The organism is Acinetobacter sp. BIGb0196, assembly GCF_011759595.1.
In the GTDB taxonomy this organism is placed as follows: Bacteria; Pseudomonadota; Gammaproteobacteria; order Pseudomonadales; family Moraxellaceae; genus Acinetobacter; species Acinetobacter guillouiae.
The window spans coordinates 1,372,852-1,397,620 of sequence record NZ_JAAOZA010000002.1 but is presented as its reverse complement, the minus strand read 5'-3'; the positions used below and the strand labels follow the sequence as shown (position 1 = coordinate 1,397,620).

General features: G+C 39.6%; 21 protein-coding genes and 4 tRNA genes. 17 read left to right on the top strand and 8 right to left on the bottom strand.

The features are described from left to right. The first annotated feature begins 47 nt into the window (after positions 1 to 47). The 9 genes from pyrC to FHR28_RS19250 all read left to right on the top strand — a co-directional run bounded on the left by pyrC (position 48) and on the right by FHR28_RS19250 (position 6,877). The gene (gene pyrC / locus FHR28_RS19290) at positions 48 to 1,082 is read left to right on the top strand and encodes a dihydroorotase (protein WP_016539179.1); all 1,035 of its coding nucleotides are present in this window, start codon (positions 48 to 50) and stop codon (positions 1,080 to 1,082) included. After that, positions 1,067 to 1,726, top strand: a complete 660-nt coding sequence (rnt, locus tag FHR28_RS19285; RefSeq protein WP_004722393.1) for a ribonuclease T — start codon at positions 1,067 to 1,069, stop codon at positions 1,724 to 1,726. The genes pyrC and rnt overlap by 16 nt, the downstream gene beginning before the upstream one ends. Positions 1,727 to 1,746: 20 nt before the next feature. Continuing rightward, positions 1,747 to 1,822: transfer RNA gene (locus tag FHR28_RS19280), tRNA-Glu, on the top strand. Positions 1,823 to 1,985: 163 nt separating this feature from the next. Next, the gene (locus FHR28_RS19275; protein ID WP_166783310.1) at positions 1,986 to 3,413 is read left to right on the top strand and encodes an amino acid permease; all 1,428 of its coding nucleotides are present in this window, start codon (positions 1,986 to 1,988) and stop codon (positions 3,411 to 3,413) included. Between the two features lie 271 nt (positions 3,414 to 3,684). Continuing rightward, a tRNA-Glu gene (locus FHR28_RS19270) sits at positions 3,685 to 3,760 on the top strand. 334 nt (positions 3,761 to 4,094) lie between these two features. Then, on the top strand, positions 4,095 to 5,519 hold the full coding sequence (locus FHR28_RS19265) for an amino acid permease (protein WP_056514257.1): 1,425 nt from the start codon (positions 4,095 to 4,097) through the stop codon (positions 5,517 to 5,519). 131 nt (positions 5,520 to 5,650) lie between these two features. Then, positions 5,651 to 6,550 (top strand): hypothetical protein, encoded by a 900-nt coding sequence (locus FHR28_RS19260; protein ID WP_166783309.1) that lies wholly within the window; start codon positions 5,651 to 5,653, stop codon positions 6,548 to 6,550. A 133-nt stretch (positions 6,551 to 6,683) separates the two neighbouring features. Continuing rightward, a tRNA-Glu gene (locus FHR28_RS19255) sits at positions 6,684 to 6,759 on the top strand. 42 nt (positions 6,760 to 6,801) lie between these two features. Beyond that, positions 6,802 to 6,877: transfer RNA gene (locus FHR28_RS19250), tRNA-Glu, on the top strand. An 85-nt stretch (positions 6,878 to 6,962) separates the two neighbouring features. On the opposite strand, the gene FHR28_RS19245 is transcribed toward FHR28_RS19250, so the two are convergent. Further along, a complete protein-coding gene (locus FHR28_RS19245; RefSeq protein ID WP_166783308.1) occupies positions 6,963 to 7,577 on the bottom strand; it encodes a YiiX family permuted papain-like enzyme in 615 nt (204 codons plus the stop codon). Between the two features lie 201 nt (positions 7,578 to 7,778). After that, positions 7,779 to 8,969 carry a putative solute-binding protein gene (locus FHR28_RS19240; protein WP_228722132.1) on the bottom strand — a complete coding sequence of 397 codons (1,191 nt, stop codon included), beginning with the start codon at positions 8,967 to 8,969 and terminating at the stop codon, positions 7,779 to 7,781. A gap of 378 nt (positions 8,970 to 9,347) precedes the next feature. Here FHR28_RS19240 and FHR28_RS19235 point away from each other — a divergent pair, with 378 nt between their 5' ends. The 3 genes from FHR28_RS19235 to FHR28_RS19225 all read left to right on the top strand — a co-directional run bounded on the left by FHR28_RS19235 (position 9,348) and on the right by FHR28_RS19225 (position 13,146). Continuing rightward, entirely contained in the window at positions 9,348 to 9,935 is a 588-nt protein-coding gene (locus FHR28_RS19235) for a 5-formyltetrahydrofolate cyclo-ligase (protein ID WP_166783306.1), read from the top strand. Positions 9,936 to 10,082: 147 nt separating this feature from the next. Then, a complete protein-coding gene (gene lon / locus FHR28_RS19230; RefSeq protein ID WP_004722406.1) occupies positions 10,083 to 12,512 on the top strand; it encodes an endopeptidase La in 2,430 nt (809 codons plus the stop codon). 256 nt (positions 12,513 to 12,768) lie between these two features. Next, on the top strand, positions 12,769 to 13,146 hold the full coding sequence (locus FHR28_RS19225; protein WP_004722409.1) for a VOC family protein: 378 nt from the start codon (positions 12,769 to 12,771) through the stop codon (positions 13,144 to 13,146). Between the two features lie 259 nt (positions 13,147 to 13,405). On the opposite strand, the gene FHR28_RS19220 is transcribed toward FHR28_RS19225, so the two are convergent. The 5 genes from FHR28_RS19220 to FHR28_RS19200 all read right to left on the bottom strand — a co-directional run bounded on the left by FHR28_RS19220 (position 13,406) and on the right by FHR28_RS19200 (position 17,909). Beyond that, a complete protein-coding gene (locus FHR28_RS19220) occupies positions 13,406 to 13,834 on the bottom strand; it encodes a hypothetical protein (RefSeq protein ID WP_105713081.1) in 429 nt (142 codons plus the stop codon). Positions 13,835 to 13,985: 151 nt separating this feature from the next. Beyond that, a complete protein-coding gene (dapF, locus tag FHR28_RS19215; RefSeq protein ID WP_004722412.1) occupies positions 13,986 to 14,831 on the bottom strand; it encodes a diaminopimelate epimerase in 846 nt (281 codons plus the stop codon). 13 nt (positions 14,832 to 14,844) lie between these two features. Then, positions 14,845 to 16,089, bottom strand: a complete 1,245-nt coding sequence (gene lysA / locus FHR28_RS19210; protein WP_166783305.1) for a diaminopimelate decarboxylase — start codon at positions 16,087 to 16,089, stop codon at positions 14,845 to 14,847. A 33-nt stretch (positions 16,090 to 16,122) separates the two neighbouring features. Beyond that, entirely contained in the window at positions 16,123 to 16,353 is a 231-nt protein-coding gene (locus FHR28_RS19205; RefSeq protein WP_004722414.1) for a hypothetical protein, read from the bottom strand. Positions 16,354 to 16,508: 155 nt separating this feature from the next. Further along, positions 16,509 to 17,909 carry an amino acid permease gene (locus tag FHR28_RS19200; RefSeq protein WP_004722415.1) on the bottom strand — a complete coding sequence of 467 codons (1,401 nt, stop codon included), beginning with the start codon at positions 17,907 to 17,909 and terminating at the stop codon, positions 16,509 to 16,511. 279 nt (positions 17,910 to 18,188) lie between these two features. Between FHR28_RS19200 and radA the strand changes: the two genes are divergently transcribed. From radA to FHR28_RS19185, 3 genes are all read left to right on the top strand, one after another. Then, the gene (gene radA, locus FHR28_RS19195; RefSeq protein ID WP_004722416.1) at positions 18,189 to 19,574 is read left to right on the top strand and encodes a DNA repair protein RadA; all 1,386 of its coding nucleotides are present in this window, start codon (positions 18,189 to 18,191) and stop codon (positions 19,572 to 19,574) included. Positions 19,575 to 20,127: 553 nt separating this feature from the next. After that, positions 20,128 to 21,129: a Tim44 domain-containing protein gene (locus FHR28_RS19190; RefSeq protein WP_004722417.1), complete on the top strand. Its 1,002-nt coding sequence runs from the start codon at positions 20,128 to 20,130 to the stop codon at positions 21,127 to 21,129. Between the two features lie 188 nt (positions 21,130 to 21,317). After that, positions 21,318 to 21,644, top strand: coding sequence for a hypothetical protein (locus FHR28_RS19185; protein ID WP_004722418.1), 327 nt, complete (start codon positions 21,318 to 21,320; stop codon positions 21,642 to 21,644). 80 nt (positions 21,645 to 21,724) lie between these two features. Here FHR28_RS19185 and FHR28_RS19180 read toward each other — a convergent pair whose 3' ends face one another. Continuing rightward, entirely contained in the window at positions 21,725 to 22,900 is a 1,176-nt protein-coding gene (locus tag FHR28_RS19180) for a S1C family serine protease (protein WP_004722420.1), read from the bottom strand. Between the two features lie 171 nt (positions 22,901 to 23,071). On the opposite strand from FHR28_RS19180, the gene FHR28_RS19175 reads away from it, so the two are divergent. Both FHR28_RS19175 and FHR28_RS19170 read left to right on the top strand, forming a co-directional pair. Continuing rightward, a complete protein-coding gene (locus FHR28_RS19175; RefSeq protein WP_166783304.1) occupies positions 23,072 to 23,830 on the top strand; it encodes a Nif3-like dinuclear metal center hexameric protein in 759 nt (252 codons plus the stop codon). A 220-nt stretch (positions 23,831 to 24,050) separates the two neighbouring features. Next, positions 24,051 to 24,677 (top strand): superoxide dismutase, encoded by a 627-nt coding sequence (locus FHR28_RS19170; protein ID WP_004722425.1) that lies wholly within the window; start codon positions 24,051 to 24,053, stop codon positions 24,675 to 24,677. Positions 24,678 to 24,769: the final 92 nt, after the last annotated feature.

Sequence of the window (24,769 nt, the reverse complement as noted above, 5' to 3'; positions counted from 1 at the left end):
AAGTGTTATAGATTATCATCTCATTTATTTTGTCAGTAAGAATTGCCTTGAATACGATCACTTTGCTTCAGCCAGATGACTGGCATGCCCACCTGCGTGATGGTCTTGCCTTAAAACGTACAGTTCCAGATCTAGCCAAACAATTTGCCCGTGCGATTTGTATGCCGAACCTCGTTCCACCTGTGAAAACTGTAGATGAAGCGAATGCTTATCGTGACCGTATTATGGCACATGTCCCTGAAGGGGTTGATTTTGACCCACGAATGGTACTGTATTTTACCGACCATACTTCTCCAGATGAAGTTCGCAAAATCAAAGAGTCTCAATTCGTCAATGCAATTAAGCTCTATCCTGCTGGTGCAACAACCAACTCGGATAATGGTGTCAGTGACATTCGTAAAGTCTATGCAGTGATTGAACAGCTTGAAGAACATCAAGTACCATTACTATTACATGGTGAAGTTACTCATCAGCATGTGGATATTTTTGATCGTGAAAAACGCTTTTTAGACGAAGTACTTTCACCGTTACTGAAACAATTTCCGCAATTAAAATTGGTGTTAGAACATATTACCACCAGTGAAGCCGCGCATTTTGTGCTTGAACAAGATCGTAATGTTGCTGCGACGATCACACCACAACATTTAATGTTTAACCGTAATGATATGTTGGTCGGTGGTATAAAACCGCACTTTTATTGTTTACCGATTTTAAAGCGTCAAACTCATCAACAAACTTTACTTGAAGTTGCCACAAGCGGTAGCCCTAAGTTTTTCTTAGGTACTGACAGTGCGCCACATTCTAAAAATGCCAAAGAGAATGCATGTGGTTGTGCAGGTTGCTATAGTGCACCTACAGCAATTGAGCTTTATGCTCAGGCTTTTGATCAAGTCAACAAAATCGAACGCCTAGAAGGTTTTGCCAGTATGTTTGGTGCAGACTTCTATGGTTTGCCTCGCAACACAAATAAGATTACCCTTGTCAAAGAAGATCAGGTAATCCCTGAAAGTTTAGATTATTTGGATGGTGAACACATTATTCCACTTTATGCTGGAAAAACCATCCAATGGAGAAAGGTGTGACAACTGAAACATTACCTGTGATTGGACAACGCTTTCGTGGTTTTTTACCCGTTGTGGTTGACGTTGAAACAGCAGGTTTTAATGCAGATACCGATGCATTGCTTGAAATCGCATGCATCCCGATTGTGTATGATGCTGAAGGAAAATTTGTTCCAGGTGAAGCACATCATGCACACATCAATCCTTTTGAAGGTGCAAATTTAGATCGTCGCTCTTTGGACTTTATTGGTGTAGATCCATTTAATCCCATGCGTATGGCAATGGCTGAAGACGAGAAAACCGCATTAAAGCGTATTTTTAAGGCTGTTAATGAAGTGCGTCGTCAACAACATTGTACCCATGCGGTCTTGGTCGGACACAATGCCCATTTTGATTTAGGTTTTCTAAGAGCTGCAATTGCACGAACTGGCAGTAAAAATCAGAACCCTTTTCATAGTTTTTCTGTATTTGATACTGTGACTTTAAGTGCAGTCATGTTTGGTCAAACTGTTTTGGCTAAATCATGTATTCAAGCTGGAATTGAGTTCGATGGTAAAGAGGCTCACTCTGCCTTGTACGATACTCAAAAGACGGCTGAACTGTTTTGCTATATTTTGAACAAACTCGCACCTCACTTACTTGACAATTTGGTGGCGGATCAATAAGATATCGCCATCTTCTAAACGACCCTATCGTCTAGAGGCCTAGGACATCGCCCTTTCACGGCGGTAACCGGGGTTCGAATCCCCGTAGGGTCGCCATCTATTTATTCTTATAATTCCTTTCTCTCTTTTTGATTTTCTTGATTCAGTTATTTTATTTCATCCCTCGTTCTTTAGACTTTAGAAGTTGACGGCTTATTTTATTTTGTCAATTTTGGCATTTTAATCTAAAATATCTCTTTAAAGTTCAATGACATCAAATATGCAATCACCTGTTCAATCGAATCAGCACACTGTCGCTGATGGGCAAACTATTGTCTTAAAAAGATCCATGACCAAACGCCATCTGATCATGTTGTCATTAGGCGGTGCGATTGGTACTGGCTTATTTTTAAGTTCAGGTGAAGTGATTGCACAAGCTGGGCCGATTGGTGCAGTGATTGCCTATATTATCGGTGGTTTAATTGCCTATATGGTGATGCTGTGCTTAGGCGAACTTGCGGTCAATCAACCTGTGACTGGATCTTTTGGTGCTTTTGCAGCTAAAAATATTGGACCGGGTACAGGTTACATGGTGTCGTGGATGTACTGGCTTGGCTGGTCTGCCACCTTGGGGACTGAATTTACAGCGGCAGCCATGCTGATGCAGGAATGGTTTCCAACAACCTCCATCTGGTTATGGACCTTGGTCTTTATTGTTGCCGTCTTGATCTCCAATCTAACCTCAACACGCTTTTTTGCAGAGTCAGAGTTTTGGTTGTCTTTTGTTAAAGTTGCAACGGTACTGGTATTTATCTTACTCGGCCTAACCGCAATATTTGGGTTAATCCCCTTTCATGGTCATGAAACTGCACCCTTATTCAGTAATTTAACCGCATATGGTTGGTTACCCAATGGTTTATTTCCTATTTTTGCCACCATGCTGATTGTAAATTTTGCCTTTAATGGTACTGAGATGATTGGGATTGCTGCTGGTGAAACTGAAAATCCTGAAAAAAATGTCCCCAAAGCGATTCATGCTGCGGTTTGGCGGTTAATGATTTTCTTTGTTGGTACCATTATTGTCATCAGTTCATTATTGCCCTATCAAGATGCTGGCCTAGCCGCACATGGTGAAGGGATCAGTAATAGTCCGTTTGTTTCTGTATTTAATTTGATTGGAATTCCTTACGCAGAAGACATCATGCGTTTTGTGATCATTACAGCGCTTTTGTCCACTGCTAATTCAGGACTATATGCGGCATCTCGTATGATGTGGGCGCTTTCAATTCAAAAACAATTACCTCGAGTTTTTTCCAAACTGACCAAATCAGGCACCCCTGTTGTTGCAATTTTTGTGACCATGATTGGGGGTTTACCCGGTTTACTGTCGGAGCAATTTGGCGCAGATGTGATCTTTAAAAACTTACTCGGTGTGGCAGCATTTACCATGGTTATCGTGTGGATGAGTATTTGCTGGAGTCAGTTTAATTTCCGTCGTAAATGGCTAGCCAGCGGTAAAACACTGGCTGATTTAAAATTTAAAACGCCGTGGTATCCCGTTGTACCAATTCTTGGCTTTATCACTTGTACCGCAACCGGTTTAAGTATGGCAGCAGATCCGGAAATGCTTTCTGGCTTTATTGGTTGTTTAGTGTTTATGGCAGCATGTTATGCAACTTATTACTGGCTTTATCATCAGAAAAATTAAGTCGCATTGTAAATCACTGATCAGCCCGTATTCATACGGGCTTTTCTATTTTAGGCTTTTAATCCGCAGCATAATTTTTCAGTGATCCATATATAAATCAAGCCGTTTTTATTTGATTTGGATTCTTCTAAAAAGCAAAAAATAGCTTTCTGGCTAAATTAAAAACAAATACATTATGATTCGCTTATAGATTCATCAGTTAAACGCTTTTTCGATAAATCCATTTTGACAAAAATGTCTTTTATCCTTAATATACGCATCACCTCATTACGACCCTATCGTCTAGAGGCCTAGGACATCGCCCTTTCACGGCGGTAACCGGGGTTCGAATCCCCGTAGGGTCGCCATATTTGAGATTGTTTCCAACATAAAACTTTCTCGTAAAAAAGCCTGAGCAATACGACTCAGGCTTTTTTATATCTATCGTATTTAAAGCAGTTAAAAACCACCATCCCGTCATATTTAAAAGATTGTTTTTTCATCAATAATCTGGATTTTTAATTTAAAATAATCAGTGCAGAGTTAAATATAAATAATTGATTTAAATATTTATTTATAAAAACCATAAAATCGCGGTGATTTATAGTATTGCTTATTGAGCATTAGCAACACTCAATCATTGCACTATTTATGAATTGGGCTAAAATAGCGCGCTTCTCGTTTTATTTCCATCTGAAGCTTATGCAGTCATCACCAAATCAAAATGATGCTCAGGTATCATCTAATTCTTCACCACTCAAACGAGCAATGAGTACTCGTCACTTGGTGATGATTTCGCTTGGTGGTGCAATCGGTACAGGGCTTTTTTTAGGTTCTGGTGAGGTGATCTCACAAACAGGTCCGATTGGTGCCATTATCTCTTACATCCTCGGTGGTGTAATTGCCTATATGGTGATGCTGTGCTTAGGTGAACTTGCAGTTCATATGCCTGAGTCTGGTTCATTTGGTACTTATGCGCAACGATACATTGGTCCAGGTACAGGATACACCGTTACTTGGCTGTATTGGTTAACATGGTCAGCAACACTAGGCACTGAATTTACTGCTGCGGCTTTGTTAATGCAAGAATGGTTTCCGCATATCTCAATGTGGTTATGGACGCTGATTTTTGCAGCAATCGTGTTTGGCTTAAATATGAGTTCAACCAAATGGTTTGCCGAATCTGAGTTCTGGCTCTCTTTGGTTAAAGTCATCACGGTAATCGCTTTTATTCTTTTTGGCCTTTTGGCAATTTTTGGTATTTTAAATTATCAGGGACATACTTCAGCACCATTATTTAGTAATTTGACCGATGAAGGCTGGTTCCCACAAGGTCTATTCCCAATCTTCACCACCATGTTAATCGTGAACTTTGCCTTCTCTGGCACTGAGTTGATTGGCGTTGCTGCGGGTGAAACTGAAGATCCCGCGAAAAATGTGCCTAAAGCCATCAATACTGCTATTTGGCGTTTATTGATTTTCTTTGTTGGTACTATCATCGTAATTAGTGCACTGCTGCCTCACCAAATGGCAGGATTACATGCTGAAGGGGTCAGTAGCAGCCCATTTGTTACGGTATTTGATCATATTGGTATTCCATACGCAGAAGACATTATCCGTTTTGTGATCATCACTGCGTTGTTGTCTGCGGCCAACTCAGGGCTATTTGCGGCATCACGTATGATGTGGTCGCTCTCAGCCAAGAAACAGCTTCCAGCACTGTTTTCTAGAGTCAATGCACGCGGTATTCCATATATTGCGGTGATTGTCACTATGTTCGGTGCATTACCTGGTCTGCTTTCAGAGCAATTTGCACCTGAGACTATTTTTAAAAACTTGTTGGGTGTGGCTGCGTTTACCATGGTTGTGGTGTGGATGAGTATTTGTCTGAGCCAATTTAATTTTAGACGTCAATGGTACAAACAAGGTCATACCAAAGCTGAATTAGGCTTTGCTGCACCATTGTTTCCAATTGTGCCGATCTTAGGTTTTATCTTCTGTTTAATTACCTGTATCAGTATGGTATTTGACCCTGAGATGGTAGTTGGCTTTATTTGTTGTTTAATCTTTATTGCAATTTGCTATATCAGCTACGCATTCTTATATAAAGATCAATCACAATCCTAAACAAAATCTTACTGATCATGCCTAAACAAAAAGTGTAGCCATTGGCTACACTTTTTGTACATTCATAGATAGTCAAAATCAGTTTAAGCTCGTAATTTAATAGTTAAACATAACAATCTATAAAAACCCCAATGAAGATTATTTTTATTCATGGTATGAACCAGCAGAATTATAATGCTGAGAGTTTAAAGCAACATTGGATTGATATTCTTCAACAGGGAATCGATGAACTTAAACTGCCTATTTCAACAGCACAATTAGATATTCGCTTGGCTTTTTATGGCGATTTAATCAGTAAACACCAATTAAGCAATCGCTTTGACTTAGAAAGCTTTCTGCCTAAATCATGGGTAAACTTTCACTTTCATAAACATACAACAACGCTACCCACTACAACCTTAAATGCCCCTCCTGCAATTCCAATATTGCCCTACTTCATGCCTGAGCATGACTTAAAACTGTCCAAACGCTTGTATTTGGCTTCGCAATTGTTAAAAGATAAAGCGCTCAAAGAGTTCTCTTTAATTTTAAATAATTTTCCAAAACTTCATGAAAGTCTGATTCATAAATTCCTGATCGAAACTTATTTATACCTCGCCAATCCTCAGTTTATGGATGAAGTGCATCAACGGATACTCGCTAGCTTAGAACCCGATCAACCGCATATTATCGTTGCGCATTCATTAGGAACCGTGATTGCCTATAATCTTTTACAACAGCTGCAAACAAACTACCAGATACAACGCTTTATTACCTTAGGCTCACCACTCGCCTTTAAAGTGATTCAGTCTAAACTGGCACCACCAATCAAAAGACCAAATTGTCTAAATGGTGATTGGCATAATTTCTATTCACCAGATGATTTTTTAACTGCTTTTCCTTTGATCAACGCGCCCTTTGACTTTCAACCCGCGATTTTAAATACCGCGATTTCAACGTTTATTCATACTCCTCATCAAATCGCAGGCTACTTACAACATCCTGCGGTGATTAAAAATATTTTAGATCCCATTGTGTACCCCAAGCCGTAATAATGGTCTTAATTTTAACCACTTTGCTCATATTGCTTTGTTTTTATCCATATAAATGCAATTTCAGTTTTTATTGTGGAAAAAAGTTTGACACCTGCCAGTATTCGCCCTAATATACGCCCACCTCTGAAACGACCCTATCGTCTAGAGGCCTAGGACATCGCCCTTTCACGGCGGTAACCGGGGTTCGAATCCCCGTAGGGTCGCCATTAATTTAATGGTTTAGTTTCAAGTGTCTGCCTCAATTTATTGACCCTATCGTCTAGAGGCCTAGGACATCGCCCTTTCACGGCGGTAACCGGGGTTCGAATCCCCGTAGGGTCGCCACATTCAAGAATGTATGTATATACCGCTTCTTATAAAAAGCCTGAGCATCATGACTCAGGTTTTTTTATGCCTGCTATATTTCCAATCAATTCAAGCCAGCAACCGAGTCAACCATTTTCAGTTTCTTTGAATTAAAAATTGCACTTGGCGCAATCACAGTTTCTTGCAATGGAATATGCTGTCCATAGCGTTGTCGCATAAGTGCTTTAACACTTCGATCTGTGAGATCAAAACTTTGTAATTTTTCCAAGGGCGCCAATTCTATTCCTAAAGCGTATTGATAAGCTTTCCATACAATTTCAGAGCAATAAATTGCGTCATCATTCCATTCAAAATAAACATCATAGGGTTTATTTAAATAAGTCTCGGCCTGTTTGACTAACTTGTGCTGTTGCTCTGCAGTTAATTGAGGTTGATAACGCTTTACGACATAGGCTTTATTTACACCACGATTGATCCATTGTTGAAGCGGTGTATATTTCACAGGCTGAATCGCCTCCAAAACCAAAGCTTGACCTTGTTTCATCACAATCATTCCCATGTGGCTATATGGCGAATGGGTGGCTTTTTGAATCACAAGACTTTGTGCAGATTTAGAAGTATGAAAAATAATATCCCCTGTCTGATACTGTGCGGCATATATCGAGTTAACGTAAAACAACACTGTCAGCAACAAGAGTTTGAATAGTTTTTTTAACATCATTTAAATCTTAATTTTGATCTTCTTTATCTTGGATTTAATCTAACAGAGTAGTAAAGCATTGCCTAAACTTTGCAATAAAAAAGGAGCAAAATAAACTTTCATTTTGCTCCTTTAGCTTTTAATTCAAATCAAAAACATCAGCTGTTTGTGATTTTGCTTTTGACTTATATACCTCATCAAGACAAGAGCAAAACCCAATCATTCATCATTTAAAGCACATTCAAAACTACTTGGGGTTTGACCACATCGAACCTTTTTCAAAATTTTCATCATTGTTGGGTCATAGAAGCCTTCTTTGGTCATCTGAATACGTGCTTCGCGCATAATCTTAATATAGCCCGGTTTATCCGCTTCACGAATATCAAACCAATATTTATCTGGAACTTCTCGCTCTAGTTTATCGACAAACTGAAATGCTGGGCTGAGTTGTTTAGAAATCATTTCCCGTGCGATTGGTCCCATACCTGCAGGGAACTTATTCCGATGCATGATTAATATGCCTGTGACCTGTATCAAAGGAAAGCGAATAATACCACCGACCACATTACCATTTTTATCAGTCATACCCTTTTTCAATTCTAAAGGCTTAAATAACAAAGCAGGCCCCGCCATAATATCGACTTCTTTGTTATTAAACTTTCCACCCACAGTTAATAGATCAACTGAAACAGGTTGTGCACCAACATTTTGCACCAACTTCTTTTGAGTACCGTCAAAGTTCATGACCGCCACTTTTTTCCCTGCTGCTTTTGATAAGGTATCAATACGGCGATCATTGACCATGATATACGCAGCACCTAAAGGAACAATCCCCACCACTTCATAATCACGATTGACCATTTTTGCATCGTACTCAGGCCGTGCAAGTAACTGGATCACGGTGGTTAATTGCTTATAGTTTTGTACTGCCCCAATAGCATCAATACTGCCGACAAACGGATTAAACTGACGTGCACGAATGTTACTGATTCCAGCACCATCACAGCGTTTACTGCGGAAATCCTCAGTCAATACACGTTCATCGGTATAAACTCTTAAATTAATATCCGTAGAAGCGGTTTTCTTTAATTTTGGATAATTTAAATCAATATGCATCGACAATTTGGTTGGACGGGTAATTTTCATATCCACCCCAAATTCCTTAGCAATCTGTGTAATTCGTGGCAGTTCACTGATATAACTGGTCGCTTGTTCAAACGCTTCACTATTGGCGCCATCAGGAGAATACACACACAGCGTGACTGTTTTGGGAATCTGTTGCCAAACTTTTGGATCATTCATTAAGGTTTTAATTTTATTCTTTGAATGTGCAGATAACTCAAGATCCAGTTTTGGCGCTGCTGGAGCGGCATAGCTCATCAGCGGTAAACTGCTTGCCAATGCAAGCATTGAGATAACAAACCGTCGTGACAAGGTATGAGATTGTTGTTTTAGCTGACTTTGCATGGTGTTTTCCTGTTTATTTTCGTGCTTATCCATAATTATCACTCACGTGAATTTCTTCTCAGCCTAATTGAAGTGCTTTCATTTGCAATTGACTGAGCAAAATCCTACATTTGTCAGAATAGATACTCCGGACTTAAAATGTAGAACATCAATATTTAATCTTGTTTTATCAAACGATTAGCATAATAGCTTAAAACTGCCCATTTATCGCAAACTCTAGTGAATAAAAGATAATCAAAATAACATCTTGATCATTTCGTTATAAATGCTGTTTATCAATTCATTGTATACTGGCAATAGTTTAGTTTTAGCATTCAAAACATGGATCAAAATTCACAACTGCGTAGATCTTTAAGACAACAACGACAAAAGCTGACCCGCAATCAACAAATGGTCATTGAATTGCAATGCTTTAAACAGATGCTACGCCATCGCCATTTTTTCAATGCGCAGAAAATCGGATTATATTTAGATGCTTTTGGTGAAATTCAAACCAAATTGCTTATCGAATATTGCTGTGCGATTGGAAAAACCGTGTATTTGCCCATGATCTGTAATATGAACAAAAAACTGGTTTGGGTCAAAATATCAAATCGGCAGTTCCGCAATCGGCGCTTTTCTTTACATCGTCTTGGGATGCTAGAACCCATGGCAAGTCGTGCTAAGCATATTTCAATACTCGATCTGGTGGTCATGCCTTTATTGGCTTGTGATTTAAAAGGTAGCCGTATGGGCATGGGAGGCGGTTTCTATGATCGAACGCTTGCATCAGCTGCACACCGCCCACATCGACTCGGTTTAGCGCATAATTTTCAGTTATTACTCACCCACGAGCTAAAAAGAAATCCATGGGATCAGCCCTTAGATAGCTTAATTACCCCAGCAAAAACCTATTATTTTCGCCGTTAAATTGACCAATAAATGCAAATAGGTTTAATTGTTAATCAGATACTTGCGATTTTTTAAACTTTTTATTTGGCAAAGCCCTTGTAATTTTTGAAATACACATCACTATAAAAAACATGGCAACACCGTTGTCACTCATTAGGAGTGCCCATGTCTGAGATTATTATGAATCAAGAAAACTTAGAGCCACAGGTTCCAAGTGTATTACCGCTTTTAGCGTTGCGTGACGTGGTTGTGTACCCACATATGCAAATTGCGCTATTTGTGGGTCGTGAAAAATCGATCAATGCAGTTGATGTGGCTCGTAACAGTGACAATTTAGTATTTGTAGTTGCGCAAAAAGATTCGCTTACAGAAGAAATTGATCACGACAACTTATATCAATATGGTACCGTCGCGAAGATTGTACAAGTTGTGAATCATGAAAATGATGAAAACTGTATCAAGGTACTGATTGAAGGCTTACATCGTTCTAAGTTGGTTGAAATCATCGACAATGATGAATACTTATCGGCTGAACATGCATTAAGCCCAATGACGATATCTGTAGATAAAGATACTCAAGCAACACGTGTAGAAGAATTACGTGCACTGTTTTCACAGTATGCAGAAGCAAAATTACGTAATGCACGTGAATTGATTGCAGCAGCAAATAAAATCGACGATTTATTACAATTGTTGTTCTTTGTTGCAACCCGTGTACCTTTAAATATCGATGTAAAACAAAAATTCCTAGAGCACGATGAGTTTGAAGCACACTTACAAGAGCTGATGACTTATTTATTGCAACAATCTGAAGAACAACAGATTGAGCAAACATTGCATGACTCTGTAAAACGCCAAATGGAAAAGAACCAACGCGAATACTTCCTCAATGAGAAGATGAAAGTCATTCAGCGTGAACTTTCCGATATGAATGGTGGCGCGGAAGATGATGTTGCTGAAATTGAAAAACGTTTAGCGGAAGCTGATTTACCTGAACATGTGCGTAAAAAAGCTGAAAATGAATTCCGTAAACTCAAAGCAATGCAACCTGCGTCAAGTGAAGCTGCTGTTGTACGCAACTATATTGAGGCTATTTTAGATACGCCTTGGAATAAAGCCAGCAAAGTCAGCATTAACTTAGCCAAAGCTCAGGAAATTTTAGATACAGACCACTATGGTTTGGATGAAGTTAAAGAACGTATTGTTGAATACTTAGCAGTTCAATCACGCGTGAAAAAACTTCGAGGTCCAATCCTTTGTTTAGTTGGTCCTCCTGGTGTTGGTAAAACCTCACTCGGGGAATCAATTGCCAAAGCAACTGGTCGTGAATTCGTTCGTATGGCACTCGGTGGTGTCCGTGACGAAGCAGAAATTCGTGGTCATCGTCGTACCTATATTGGTGCGATGCCGGGTAAAATTGTGCAGTCATTGACCAAAGTTGGCGTTAAGAACCCTCTGTTCTTGCTCGACGAAGTTGACAAAATGGCACAGGATTATCGTGGTGATCCAGCTTCTGCCCTGCTTGAAGTACTTGATCCATCACAGAACAACAAGTTTAACGATCACTACTTAGATCTTGATCTTGACTTGTCTGAAGTAATGTTTATCTGTACTGCAAACAGCATGAATATTCCTGAGGCTTTATTAGACCGTATGGAAGTAATTCGTTTGCCGGGTTATACCGAAGACGAAAAAGTCAATATTGCTGATCGTTACCTTGTTCCAAAAGCAATCAAGAACAATGGTTTACGTGGCAAAGAATTGACTGTTCATGAAGAAGCGATTCGTGACATCGTACGTCGTTATACCCGTGAAGCTGGTGTACGTAGCCTTGAACGTGAAGTATCGAAGATTGCACGTAAAGTGGTGAAAGAATCAGTCAGTAAGAAAGCGAAAAACTTACATATTGATGTCACTGCTGAAAACTTACCTGAATATTTAGGTGTGCATAAATTTGATTACGGTATGGCGGAAGAAGAAGCTCAAGTGGGTCGTGTAAATGGCTTGGCATGGACTTCTGTCGGTGGTGAGTTATTGACCATCGAAGTTGCAGCAGTAAAAGGTAAAGGTAAATTTATTACCACGGGTTCACTCGGCGATGTAATGAAAGAGTCGATTACTGCGGCAATGACTGTGGTTCGTACACGTGCTGATGAATTGGGTATTGAAGCTTCTCGTTTTGAAGAAACTGACGTACACGTTCACTTACCTGAAGGTGCGACACCGAAAGATGGACCATCTGCAGGTTTAGCATTAACCACTGCTCTGGTTTCGGCATTCACTGGGATTGCAATTCGTCCTGATATTGCAATGACAGGTGAAACCAGCTTAGGTGGTCGAGCAATGCGTATTGGTGGCTTAAAAGAGAAACTTTTAGCAGCACATCGTGGTGGCGTTAAACTGGTGTTTATCCCACAAGAAAACGTTCGTGACTTAGCTGAAATTCCTCAGAACGTGAAAGATGGTTTGGAAATTAAAGCTGTGAAAAGTATCGATGAGATTCTTCCACTTGCTTTGGTTGAGCAACCTACGCCATTGGTCAAAGCACCAATCGTTAAAGCGGTTGATGAAGGCAAAAAAGCTGCACGTCATTGATCCAATGATCGAAAAAGAGAACGCTTCGGCGTTCTTTTTTTATGTTTATAATCTATTGTTTCTTTAAGTTTCCCTTAGAATATTGATTAAAAAATAAACTTATTTACAAAATACAGCTACGCTTGAGTTAAGTTTGTCATAAGCTAATCACAATAAAGTCTAAAAATAGAGTTTAAAGGCTTAACTGCCCTTAAGCTTATAAATACAGCCATGTATGGTTATAAAACCGATAACAGCAAAATAAAAGGACACGTTTATGTCAAATCCAGTGTGTTGGTTCGAAATCTATGTCAATGATATGGCACGGGCAAAATTATTTTATCAAACGGTGATTGGTTCTGAGCTGAGTTTACTTAGTGATCCAAACGACTCATCGGTGGAAATGTGGACATTTCCATCGGATATGAGCCAATACGGCGCAACAGGCTCATTGGTTAAAATGGAAGGCATTTCTGCTGGTGGAAACAGTACAATTGTCTATTTTAGTAGTGAAGATTGTGCCATTGAAGAGGCTCGAGTAGCAGCCGCTGGTGGTCAAGTTCATCAAACAAAAATGTCGATTGGGCCTCATGGGCATATTGTTTTAGCCATTGATACTGAAGGCAATATGTTTGGTATTCATTCAATGAATTAATCGTGAGTAGACTCAACAACTGTTGCTAATTTAAAATTGGCAACCAAACTGGTTGAAAAATACACAAGTATCCTCATATATAAATTATACAAGTATGCGCGCTGTAAGTGTGGTTACTTAACGTTGATTTGGTCTCCAGACAGATCTACGTTAAAACACAGTCCTACCCATTTTGGACTGTGTTTTTTTATGGGTAAATTCGAGACTGATACAAAAGCTTATCTTAGAGAAAGTATTTATTGGCTTAAAGCGCATAGAGTTATGAACGGTTCTGCTGCCATTGTGCATATTTTTGACTGATCACGACTGCCATCAAATCATAATTGTCCCATGTATCATCCACAGCATAAGTATCTGTCAAACCTCTAGCATCAACTAAGATTTCATCATAATCTTTAAAATATTGATGGCTCTCATAATAGGCTTGGGTAAACTCAAAGCCTTGTTCATTTAAATCTTCTTCCCAAAATTTTTCATCACACATATTGATCAAAAACTGTCGTCCAGTCATTTGACGTGTGCGTACTTGTTCTAATTCATCGGCACTTTCTTCTTGGTGAAACTCACCTTCCAATTGGTTATTGATAATCCAGGCCAAATAAATTCCAATATGTGTTCCACCATTTTCATATGGAAAGCCTGCTTGCTCTGCGGATTCACCATGCCAATCAATACGATCTATTGCCATTGTTTATTTTTCCTTGTGATTATTTATTTAGATCTCTAAACAGTATAAACATTTATCTGGTCTTTTTTAATCCAAAAACTAAGCAGTTAGAGATAAAAAAGCCCTGAAATTAATTCAGGGCTTTGCTCTAAGCTGTAAAAAGAAAAGCAGATCAACCTTGGAAATAACGTAAATCTAAACGACCTTCATAAACGGTTGCCGTCGGCCCTGTCATCCAAACCACATCGCCTTCTTTCCATTCGATTTGTAATTTACCACCAGCCAACTCAATTTCGACATTATTGGCAAGTAAGCCACGACGCATTCCAGAGACTGCGGCTGCACAAGCGCCTGTACCACATGCCATCGTTTCGCCCACACCACGTTCAAACACACGTAAGCGCGCATGCTTTTCATCAACAATTTGCATAAAGCCTGCATTTACTCGTTGCGGAAAACGTGCATGTGCTTCCACTTGAGGACCAATTTTGGCAACATCTGCAGTTAAAACATCGGGAACGATTGTCACTGCATGTGGATTGCCCATATTGACCACATCAATAGTCAGCAATTCATTATCTTGCAATGCGATGTCATACAATGCATCTGGCTCTTCTGCAAGAAATGGAATCTCATTGGGTAAAAATTTTGGATAGCCCATGTTGACGCGCACCCAACCATTTTCACCCAACTCAGGTTCGACAATACCAGCGCTGGTTTGAACTTTAAAACGCTTTTTATTGGTCAACTGACGTTCATAAACAAACCGTGCAAAACAACGCACCCCATTGCCGCATTGCTCTACTTCTGAACCATCAGCATTGAAAATACGATATTTGAAATCAACATTAGGAAAATCTGGTGGTTCAACAATTAACAGTTGATCAAAACCAATCCCGAAATGGCGATCAGCCAAACGGCGAATGGTCATTGCATCAAAAAATGCACGCTGGCTGATTAAATCAACCACCATAAAGTCATTGCCTAGACCATGCATTTTGGTAAATTCTAATAACATTTAAAATGGCTCCTTAAGGCAATAAGCTTTCATTTTCCCAAAGTGATTCAATCGTTTCTCGCTTACGAATCACATACGATTGGTCAGCATCGACCATGACTTCAGCAGCACGACCACGGCTGTTATAATTTGAACTCATGACAAAACCATACGCACCTGCACCTAAAACAGCAAGATTGTCATTTTCCTGAATGGCAAGTTTACGTTCTTTACCAAGGAAATCGCCAGTTTCACAAATGGCGCCCACGATATCCCAAGTCTTTGCTTCAACATCTATACGCGATACCACAGGTTGAATGTCCATCCACGCTTGGTAAAGCGATGGACGAATCAAGTCATTCATTGCAGCATCAATAATTGCGAAATTACGATGATTGGTTGGTTTTAACAAATCAACTTTCGTCACCAATACCCCAGCATTTGCTGAAATACTCCGCCCCGGTTCCATATAGACTTTTAAGCCTAATTTCTTTAAAGCTGGACGCATTGCATTGGCATATTCAGCAACACTTGGCGGTGTTTCATCTTTATAGGTCACCCCTAAACCACCACCAATATCGATGTGTTTAAGCTGGATGCCCAATTCTTTCAATTTTGCAATCATCATAATGACGCGGTCAAGCGCATCTACGAAAGGTTGTGTTTCAGTTAATTGCGAACCAATGTGACAATCGATCCCAATCACATCAAGGTTGGGTAAAGACGCTGCATATTGATAGGTTTCAAAAACTGAATCTGATGGAATACCAAATTTATTTTCTTTTAAACCTGTCGAAATATAAGGATGTGTTTTCGCATCTACATCTGGGTTTACCCGTAACGAAATCGGAGCTTTTTTGCCTAAACCTGCCGCAACTTTTTGGATACGATCAAGTTCAGCATGGGATTCCACATTAAAGCACGCAATCCCGACTTCTAGGGCTTTTTGAATATCTGCTTCTTGTTTGCCTAAACCTGAGAATACGATTTTTGTAGCATCTCCACCTGCGGCAAGGACTCGCGCAAGCTCACCACCTGTGACAATATCAAAGCCTGAGCCTAATTTTGCCAATACATTCAATACCGCAAGATTTGAGTTTGACTTCACCGCAAAACAAATTTGATGATCGATAAAGCTAAATGCCTGATCCATATCCAAATAATGCTTTTCAAAAGTTGCTTTTGAATAAACATAAAGCGGTGTGCCATATTGCTGCGCGAGTTGATCTAAAGAACATTGCTCTGCATGCAATACCCCATGAATGCGGGAGAAACTCATGAATCTATCCTTTCAATGAAAGTGTAATTAGGTTTAGTTTGAAGTGGCTTGAGACGCTGGCACAGACTGATCTGCAACGGCTGTCTGATCTTGCACTTTTGCCTTGCTTTGGGCAGCTTTATTGGCATCTTTTGAATAAAGCAAATATTTGGCACGTTTGTCATAGTCTTGACTGTTTGCCAACTGCAAATTGCCTGATTGACCACAACCCACCAACACTGTACTTGCTAAAACTAAACCGATGCCACAAATTGCAAAACGCATTTGTTCACCTATTTCCAAAATTTTCGTCAGTATACCTTATACCTTGAATCTAAAATATAGACCAAAGCGGAAGCCTTAAAGCTTAAAATGAGAATAAAAAAAACGCCAGTAAATTACTGACGTTTTCTTATCAATATCATTGAAATCGTTAATGACTATTTTTTCTTATAAAAACAGAAATAACCAATTGCAAGGATAATGAGCCAGATCGGACTGACCATCAATGATTTCATTGTATCTGGTTCTAATGCAAGAATACCAATCGTACCAACAAAGAAAATGATCACGATATAACAAGTAATCGGTCCACCGGGTAATTTAAACACTGATTTTGCATGAAGTTCTGGGCGTGTTTTGTAGTACACCAAGTAACTCCACAAAATAATGATCCATACCAAGATAAACAAGATCGTGGATAGTGTGGTTGCTAAAGTAAATGCTTCGACTGTGTTTGGAACGAAATATTGTAATGCCGCACCACCCAATAGACATACACCAGAGAAATATAAAGCATTCGCTGGAACTGCGCGTTTATTTAACAGACCAAATGCTTTAGGACCTTGATCTTCACGCGAAAGACCAAACAGCATACGACTTGTTGAGAATACACCACTGTTCATTGAAGACATTACAGAAGAAAGGACCACCAAGTTCATAATGATTGCAGCCGCAGCAATTCCCGCTTGACTAAACAAGTTCACAAATGGGCTAACTTTAGGATCAATCATATTCCATGGTGTGACTGACATAACAATCACCAATGCCAATACATAGAAGAAAATAATACGGATTGGAATTGAGTTAACGGCTTTAGGTAAGTTCTTCTCTGGATCTTTGGTTTCTGCTGCTGTGGTACCAACAAGTTCAACACCGACAAAAGCAAAGATGGCAATTTGGAAGCCTGCTAAGAAGCCTTCAAAGCCTTTCGGGAACATTCCCCCATGATCCCAAAGATGAGTAAATGACGCCACTTGACCTGTTGCTGCTGAAGTAAAGCCGGTAAAAATCATCCAGAAACCCACCAAAATTAACACCACAATGGCAATAATTTTGATCAGCGCAAACCAGAATTCCAATTCACCAAACAGTTTTACTGTGACTAGGTTCAACCCTAAAATAAAGAAGATTGCGGCAACACTTATCATTGCCCCTTCACTTGGAGTAAATGGCAACCCATTATTAAAGAACTGTAAGTAATAGATAATTGCAGATAGATCTGCAATACCAATTGTGATCCAGCACAGCCAATAGGTCCATCCGACAAAATAGCCTGCCCATGGTCCGATCAAATCTGTAGAAAAATCAATAAATGACTTGTATTGCAAGTTCGAAAGTAACAGTTCACCAAGCGCACGCATGACGAAAAAAACCATCAAACCAATGATCATGTAAATAAATAATATGGATGGTCCCGCAAGACTGATCGTCTTCCCTGAACCCATAAATAAGCCTGTACCAATCGCACCACCAATTGCAATCAATTGTAGATGACGATTCGATAAACTTCTTGCTAGTTCACCTGTTTCCGCAGAAGAACTGAGGTTTTCATTTGACATTGTTATATTCTTCTCTCAGATTTCGTTGTACAAAAGTAGCTTAAAACAAAAAAAATAAAAAAGCCTTTTTCAATGAATACTTAAAATATCTAAGTTTTTTCATCTTTTAGCTTATTTAATAGTCAAACGACTATCCCTTACCTTTCTTATTTTTACCGTTCCTTCGATTTGCAGTTTACGTGCCAAAATAGTTTTTGGCGAGATGTTAAGCAAAAAATTGTATTTCAATGGCGCTATTGGTACATTCAGCACATCATTCAAAAGGTGAACGCACTCAAAATGGGCAAAGTCAAAACTGTTTATCGTTGTGAACAATGTGGTACAGACCATCCAAAATGGGCAGGTCAATGTTCAGACTGTGGTGAATGGAATTCTCTGACTGAAGTGCGAATTGAACCTGTCGTATCACATCGTGCCAAACCTATGGGCGGTGGGTATGCAGGACAAGCAGCCAATGTCACCTTGCTTAACCAGATTACCGTGTCCAATGAAACACGTTTAGCTACGGGTATTGGTGAATTTGACCGAGTACTTGGCGGTGGCTTAGTCACAGGTTCTGTCGTCCTGATCGGGGGTGACCCCGGTATTGGTAAATCAACGATTCTGTTGCAAACCGCAACACATATGGCTGCTGCGAAGAATTCAGCGCTCTATGTCACAGGGGAAGAATCACTTTCACAAGTGGCTTTACGTGCTAATCGCCTCGACTTAGCTACTGATAAATTACAAGTCATGGCAGAAACGTGTGTAGAACGAATTTGTGATACCCTCGCACAATTACGCCCTGCCGTTGCCATCCTTGACTCAATCCAAACCTTATATACCGAAACCTTACAATCTGCTCCCGGCGGTGTTTCGCAAATTCGTGAGTCAGCGGCACTATTGACTCGATTTGCAAAAAATAGTGGTACAGCGTTATTTCTTGTTGGTCACGTCACCAAAGAAGGTGCCTTGGCAGGTCCGCGTGTGCTTGAGCATATGGTCGATTGCGTACTGTATTTTGAAGGGCAATCTGACTCCCGTTACCGTATGATTCGTGCTGTCAAAAACCGTTTTGGTGCAGTCAATGAACTTGGTGTATTTGGCATGACAGATAAAGGCTTAAAAGAAGTCGCCAATCCATCTGCTATCTTTTTAAGTCGTTATGATGAAGCGATTCCCGGTTCAGTGGTGATGATCAGTCGTGAAGGTACACGTCCGTTATTGGTTGAAGTTCAAGCGCTGGTTGATGACGCACATGGACAACCACGTCGGGTCGCACTCGGTTTAGAACAAAACCGCTTAAATATGTTGCTTGCAGTCATGCATCGTCATGGTGGTGTGCAGACCTCTGGACAAGACGTTTATGTCAATGTCGTGGGTGGCTTGAAAATTACCGAAACAGGTTCTGATCTTGCGGTACTTTTGGCCTGTGCTTCAAGTTTACGCTCTAAAGCTTTACCACAACAATTGGCTGTGTTTGGTGAAGTGGGTCTATCAGGTGAAATACGCCCTGTTCCCAATGGACAAGAACGCTTAAAAGAAGCCATAAAACATGGTTTTAAATACATCATCGTACCTAGAGGCAATGCCCCCCAAAAGCCTATTGCAGGTGTACAAATCATTGCAGTGGCTCGACTGCATGAGGCATTAACAGAAGCCATGCAATTGAGTGATGAAGTCTAAGCATCCCATTTATAAAATAGGACCAAGCCTTACAAGGAAGTAAGCTTGCTTTGATAGATAGCTTAAATAAAAATTTGCTTCTTCTCCCTCATTAAATGAACCATCATAGATCCAATAAAAATTAAATCTCTGACTAAAGTTGAAACAACAGTTTTGCTTTAATCATTTTTATAACGGATTGATCGATCGATATTTATTCAAATAATTTAAAGGTAAAGGCTGGATACTACACGCTATAAATTATCCATTAAATCATGAGAATTTTTATCATAAATTGCTGCACTAAATTTGTATATCACAGCACAATTCCACCGATATGATAAAAGCCTTTTTAAATTGATAGTTTTAATTATTTCAATAGATTAGAAAATCCGTATTGGGCTTTAAAAGCCCAGCAATATATTCGTTATGTTTATGTGAATATATGTGCAAATAAATCTTAAAAACATTGAAATTCTCTTAAAAAGACTGCATAAAGAGAACTATGAAAAGCAATTACAGTAATGTGCTTGCACTCATATTCATCAACATATTTTTAATATAGGTAGATTCAATGGAAGTTCGACAGCGCGGCTTGGTCGCAGGTATTTTAATGGCAACTTTGGCTGTAGCACCTTTAGCTGAAGCAAAACGTGCAGGTGGTGGTAAAAGCCATGGCATGAGCCGTTCTTCGAGTTCAAGTCAGTCTTATTCTCAACCTCGACAAGTTACGCCTGCTCAACAACCAACGCCTGCTCAACCTGGTCAACAAAAATCAGGTTCTGGTGTAGGTAAAATGGTTGCTGCTGGTGTTGCAGGTGCAGCAGTAGGTGCGATTGCGGCAAATGCAATGGCTGATGATCATAATGGTAATGCCCAAGCACAGACCAATGATGCTGAATTAGCGAAACAACAAGCAGCTGCTCAACAAGAAGAGAAAAAAGGTGGAATTCCAAGCTGGATCTGGTTAATCCTGATCGCAGGTGCTGCATTCTTCTTGTTCCGTAAATTCGGCGCAAAAAAAAAATTAGCCAGCAATAATCCATATGCACCAAATAGCACAGGTCCAACATCTGCGCCATTTGGTCAAAACAATACGGCACGTAGTTCAAACGACACGACCAATATTTTTGGTCAGTCTGTCAATGGTGGTACTGCAACACAAGCACCGTTTGGCGCAGCCTCTATGCAAAGCGGCAATCAACTTCCGGATGGAACTGAACCTGCTGCTTTCTTACGTGTTGCTCGTCAACGCTTTAACCATATTCAGTCAATGAACTCAGTGAGCAATATTGCTGAAATTCAACGCTATTTAACAGCTGATCTTTATCAGTCAATGTACAGCGATATCATGGCAAACCAAGATCAAGATGTGGCTGAGTTTTCAAACTTAAATGCATTGGTATTGGATAGTGCAACAGAAAATGGACAATACGTGGTGAGTGTTCGTTTTACAGGAACTGTCAGCGAAGACTTAAATAGTCAACCTGTACCGTTCTCAGAAGTATGGCACTTTGTTAAACCAGCAGGGTCTACTCAAGATTGGTTAGTTGCTGGAATTCAACAAGAAAGTTAATTGAATAGCATTTTATTGCAATAAAAACAGTGCTTCGGCACTGTTTTTTTTTAAATACAGTAGATATTGATGATTTTCTATCGAATAGATTAAATCAAGACGGAAATAGTTTTGTTGAGATGCAGCCATTCGTTTAAAATCACTTTGTCTTTATAATCAAAGCTAATTAAAAAAATGGGATAAAACAAATGAATAAAATAATCTATAGTCTCATTCTCAGTTGTAGCGCACTTTCAAGCTTTAGCTTTGCCTGTGATCCGGCTTCTTTAGACTGGGAGAAGTTTCATAAGACCTATGATTTAAATAAGAATGATACCTTTGAACTCAATGAGTTCTTAAAAGTCAAAGACTTTGATCCACTACCGTGGCCAGATGACAGACAGTTTCAAGGCAAAGATAAAAAAATTAAATTATTTAAATTCTTAGATAAAAATAAAGATGCAAAGCTCTCAGATGAAGAGGTTGGTGCAATCCATAGCCTATTACCTAATCCCTGTGCCAATTGGCCTCACTAAATAGTCTTATGAGCTAAGGAAAATCTGCATCTCAGAAATAAAAAAGCCCTGATGAATCAGGGCTAAAATTTTTGCGATACTTAACGTCGTGGTAAAGGGATAAATTGTGAGTCAGCACTTTGAACTTTACGCTCACCCACTTTAACCGTGAGATTGACGGTTTGTTCGCCACGGATGACTTCAACTTGAATATCGGTATTCGGTGCTTGGAGTGCAACATAATTAATTAAATGTGAGGTTGAAGTAATATCTTCATTATTCACTTTAACAATACGATCGCCCACTTTAATCCCCGCTTCCGCCGCAGGACCTTTTTTCAATACATCAGCAACCACAACACCTGGCTGACGCGGTTGTAAAACATCTGCTTGCGTTGGAGGAACTAAACTAATGCCCATCCATCCACGAATCACACGACCATCTTTTAAAATCGAATTTAAAATTTGCTGACAGATTTTGGCAGGAATGGCAAAGCCTATCCCCAACGAACCACCTGACTGTGAGAAGATTGCAGTATTAACCCCAATCAAATTCCCAGCCACATCAATCAATGCACCACCCGAATTACCTGGGTTAATGGCTGCATCGGTCTGAATAAAGTCTTCGTAAGTATTGATACCGAGATCAGAACGACCCGTCGCAGAGATAATCCCCTGCGTTACCGTTTGCCCGACACCAAATGGATTTCCTATTGCCAATACAACATCACCGACTTCATTGCCACTCAATTTAAATGGCAAGACAGGTAATTCTTTCAACTCTATTTTAATCACAGCCAAATCTGTATCAGGGTCTGTCCCGATTACAGTCGCTTCTGCACGGCGACCATCTTGCAAGGCAACAACGATTTGATCTGCTTGAGCAATCACATGATTATTTGTCAAAATATAACCATCTGGACGCACAATCACCCCTGAACCCAGACTATTTTCATTCTGGTTTTGATTTTGTTCAGGAATCTGATTTCCAAAGAACTCTCTAAACGCAGGATCATTGAGCAATGGATGATTTTGTTTCACTTTTTGAGTGGTAAAAATATTCACCACTGCTGGTGCGGCAACCTTAACGGCAGCACTATAGGACACCACACCACCCGTTCGAGATGTATTGACCAAAGGCTCAACTTTCTCAGCAGGCATCTTCACACCATCAGCAGCAATCGGTGCTTTGGGCTGTTGAAGTTTTTGCCAAACCACAAAACAAATAATAACCAGTATCAGTAAAACCCAAGGGAGCCAAGTAAATGAACGCCGCACGTTTTTATTCCTCTAAGAATTTTTTAATTCGTTGATGCAAAAGCAATTTGTATATTGTAAAGCAAATCAATCAAGAAACATAAAAAACACAAAGAGTTTTGTTCAGCTTTAGTTACAATTTAAAATATGTTTTGATGGTCTTAACACACTTCATTTAAATAAAGGTTATTCATGGCTTTACTCAAAGATATCATCCAGTGGTGTGATCAAACCTTAAAATCACATGAATTTAAAGATTACGCGCCCAATGGATTACAAATCGAAGGACGATCTGAAGTAAAAAAAATCCTGTGTGCAGTCACAGCGTCACAGGATGCGATTGATGCAGCGATTGCACAACAAGCAGACCTGCTCTTGGTCCATCATGGTTATTTCTGGAAAGGTGAACCCTATCCAATCACTGGCATGCGTGGCAAACGAATCAAAGCATTAATTCAAAATGATATTTCACTTGTTGGATACCACCTCCCCTTAGATTCGCATCCAACGCTGGGGAATAATGCAATGATTGCCAAAATCCTTGGGCTGGAAAATATTGAAGCTTTAGACCCAAGCGAACGCAATCCGATTGGTAATATTGGTTATTTAAAAAACCCGATCTCACCAGAAGATTTTAAACACCTTCTCACTGAAAAATTAGGTTTCAACACCATCCATCTCAATGCAGAAAAAACATTGATTCAAAAAGTCGGATTTTGTACAGGTGGAGCACAGGATTTTATTGGCAAAGCGGCAGCGATGAATTGTGATGCCTATATTTCAGGTGAAGTCAGCGAACGTACTTTTTATGAAGCCAAAGAGTTAGATGTGCATTACTACGCATGTGGTCACCATGCAACAGAACGCTATGGTGTTCAACAACTTGCTCAAGCGATCGCTGAACAGTTCAATATTGACGCTAGTTATTTCGAACTCAACAACCCGATTTAAGCGCTATCCTAAAAAATGTAGCGCATTTTTTGGCAAATATTGCTCTGCCGATTAGACACTTTTCCATAAAAATGCGATGTACTTTTTAGATTTTCTATATACGTATTAAATCGAAATAAATTGTGTATTGTTATTTAACATCTTGCACAATTGTTGAAAGAATCCATTACAATAAAGCCACTTAATGTTAAAACCCAGCTAAATGCAAGGAATTTAAAACATGACAACCATTACTTTACCTGCTTTACCATACGGCTATGAAGATCTTGCGCCGCACATCAGCAAAGAAACTTTAGAATTCCACCATGACAAGCACCACAATACTTATGTTGTAAATTTAAACAACTTAATCAAGGGTACTGATCTTGAAGGTAAAACTTTAGAAGAGATCATTGTTGCTGTTGCTGGCGATGCTTCTAAAGCAGGTGTATTCAACAACGCTGCACAAGTTTGGAACCACACATTCTACTGGAACTGTATGGCTAAAAACGGTGGCGGTAAAGCTACTGGCGCTTTAGCTGCTAAAATTGATGAAGCTTTCGGTTCTTACGAAAAATTTGCTGAAGAGTTCGCAGCTGCTGCAACAACTCAATTCGGTTCAGGTTGGGCTTGGTTAGTTGCTGATAAAGTGAATGGCGAGCTTTCTATTCTTAAAACTTCAAATGCAGATACTCCACTTGCACATGGCAAAGTAGCGGTACTTACAATTGATGTTTGGGAACATGCTTATTACATCGACTTCCGTAATGCTCGTCCTAAATACATTTCGACTTTCTTAGAAAGCCTTGTAAACTGGGACTATGCAAACGCGAAATATGCCGGCCAAGAAGCTGGTGTTGAAAAATAAGATCTCAGCATTTTATTTTTGTAAAAAGGCCATTCTGATTAGAATGGCCTTTTTATGCGATTCAATTTTTTCAATTCAAATATGATCAATCC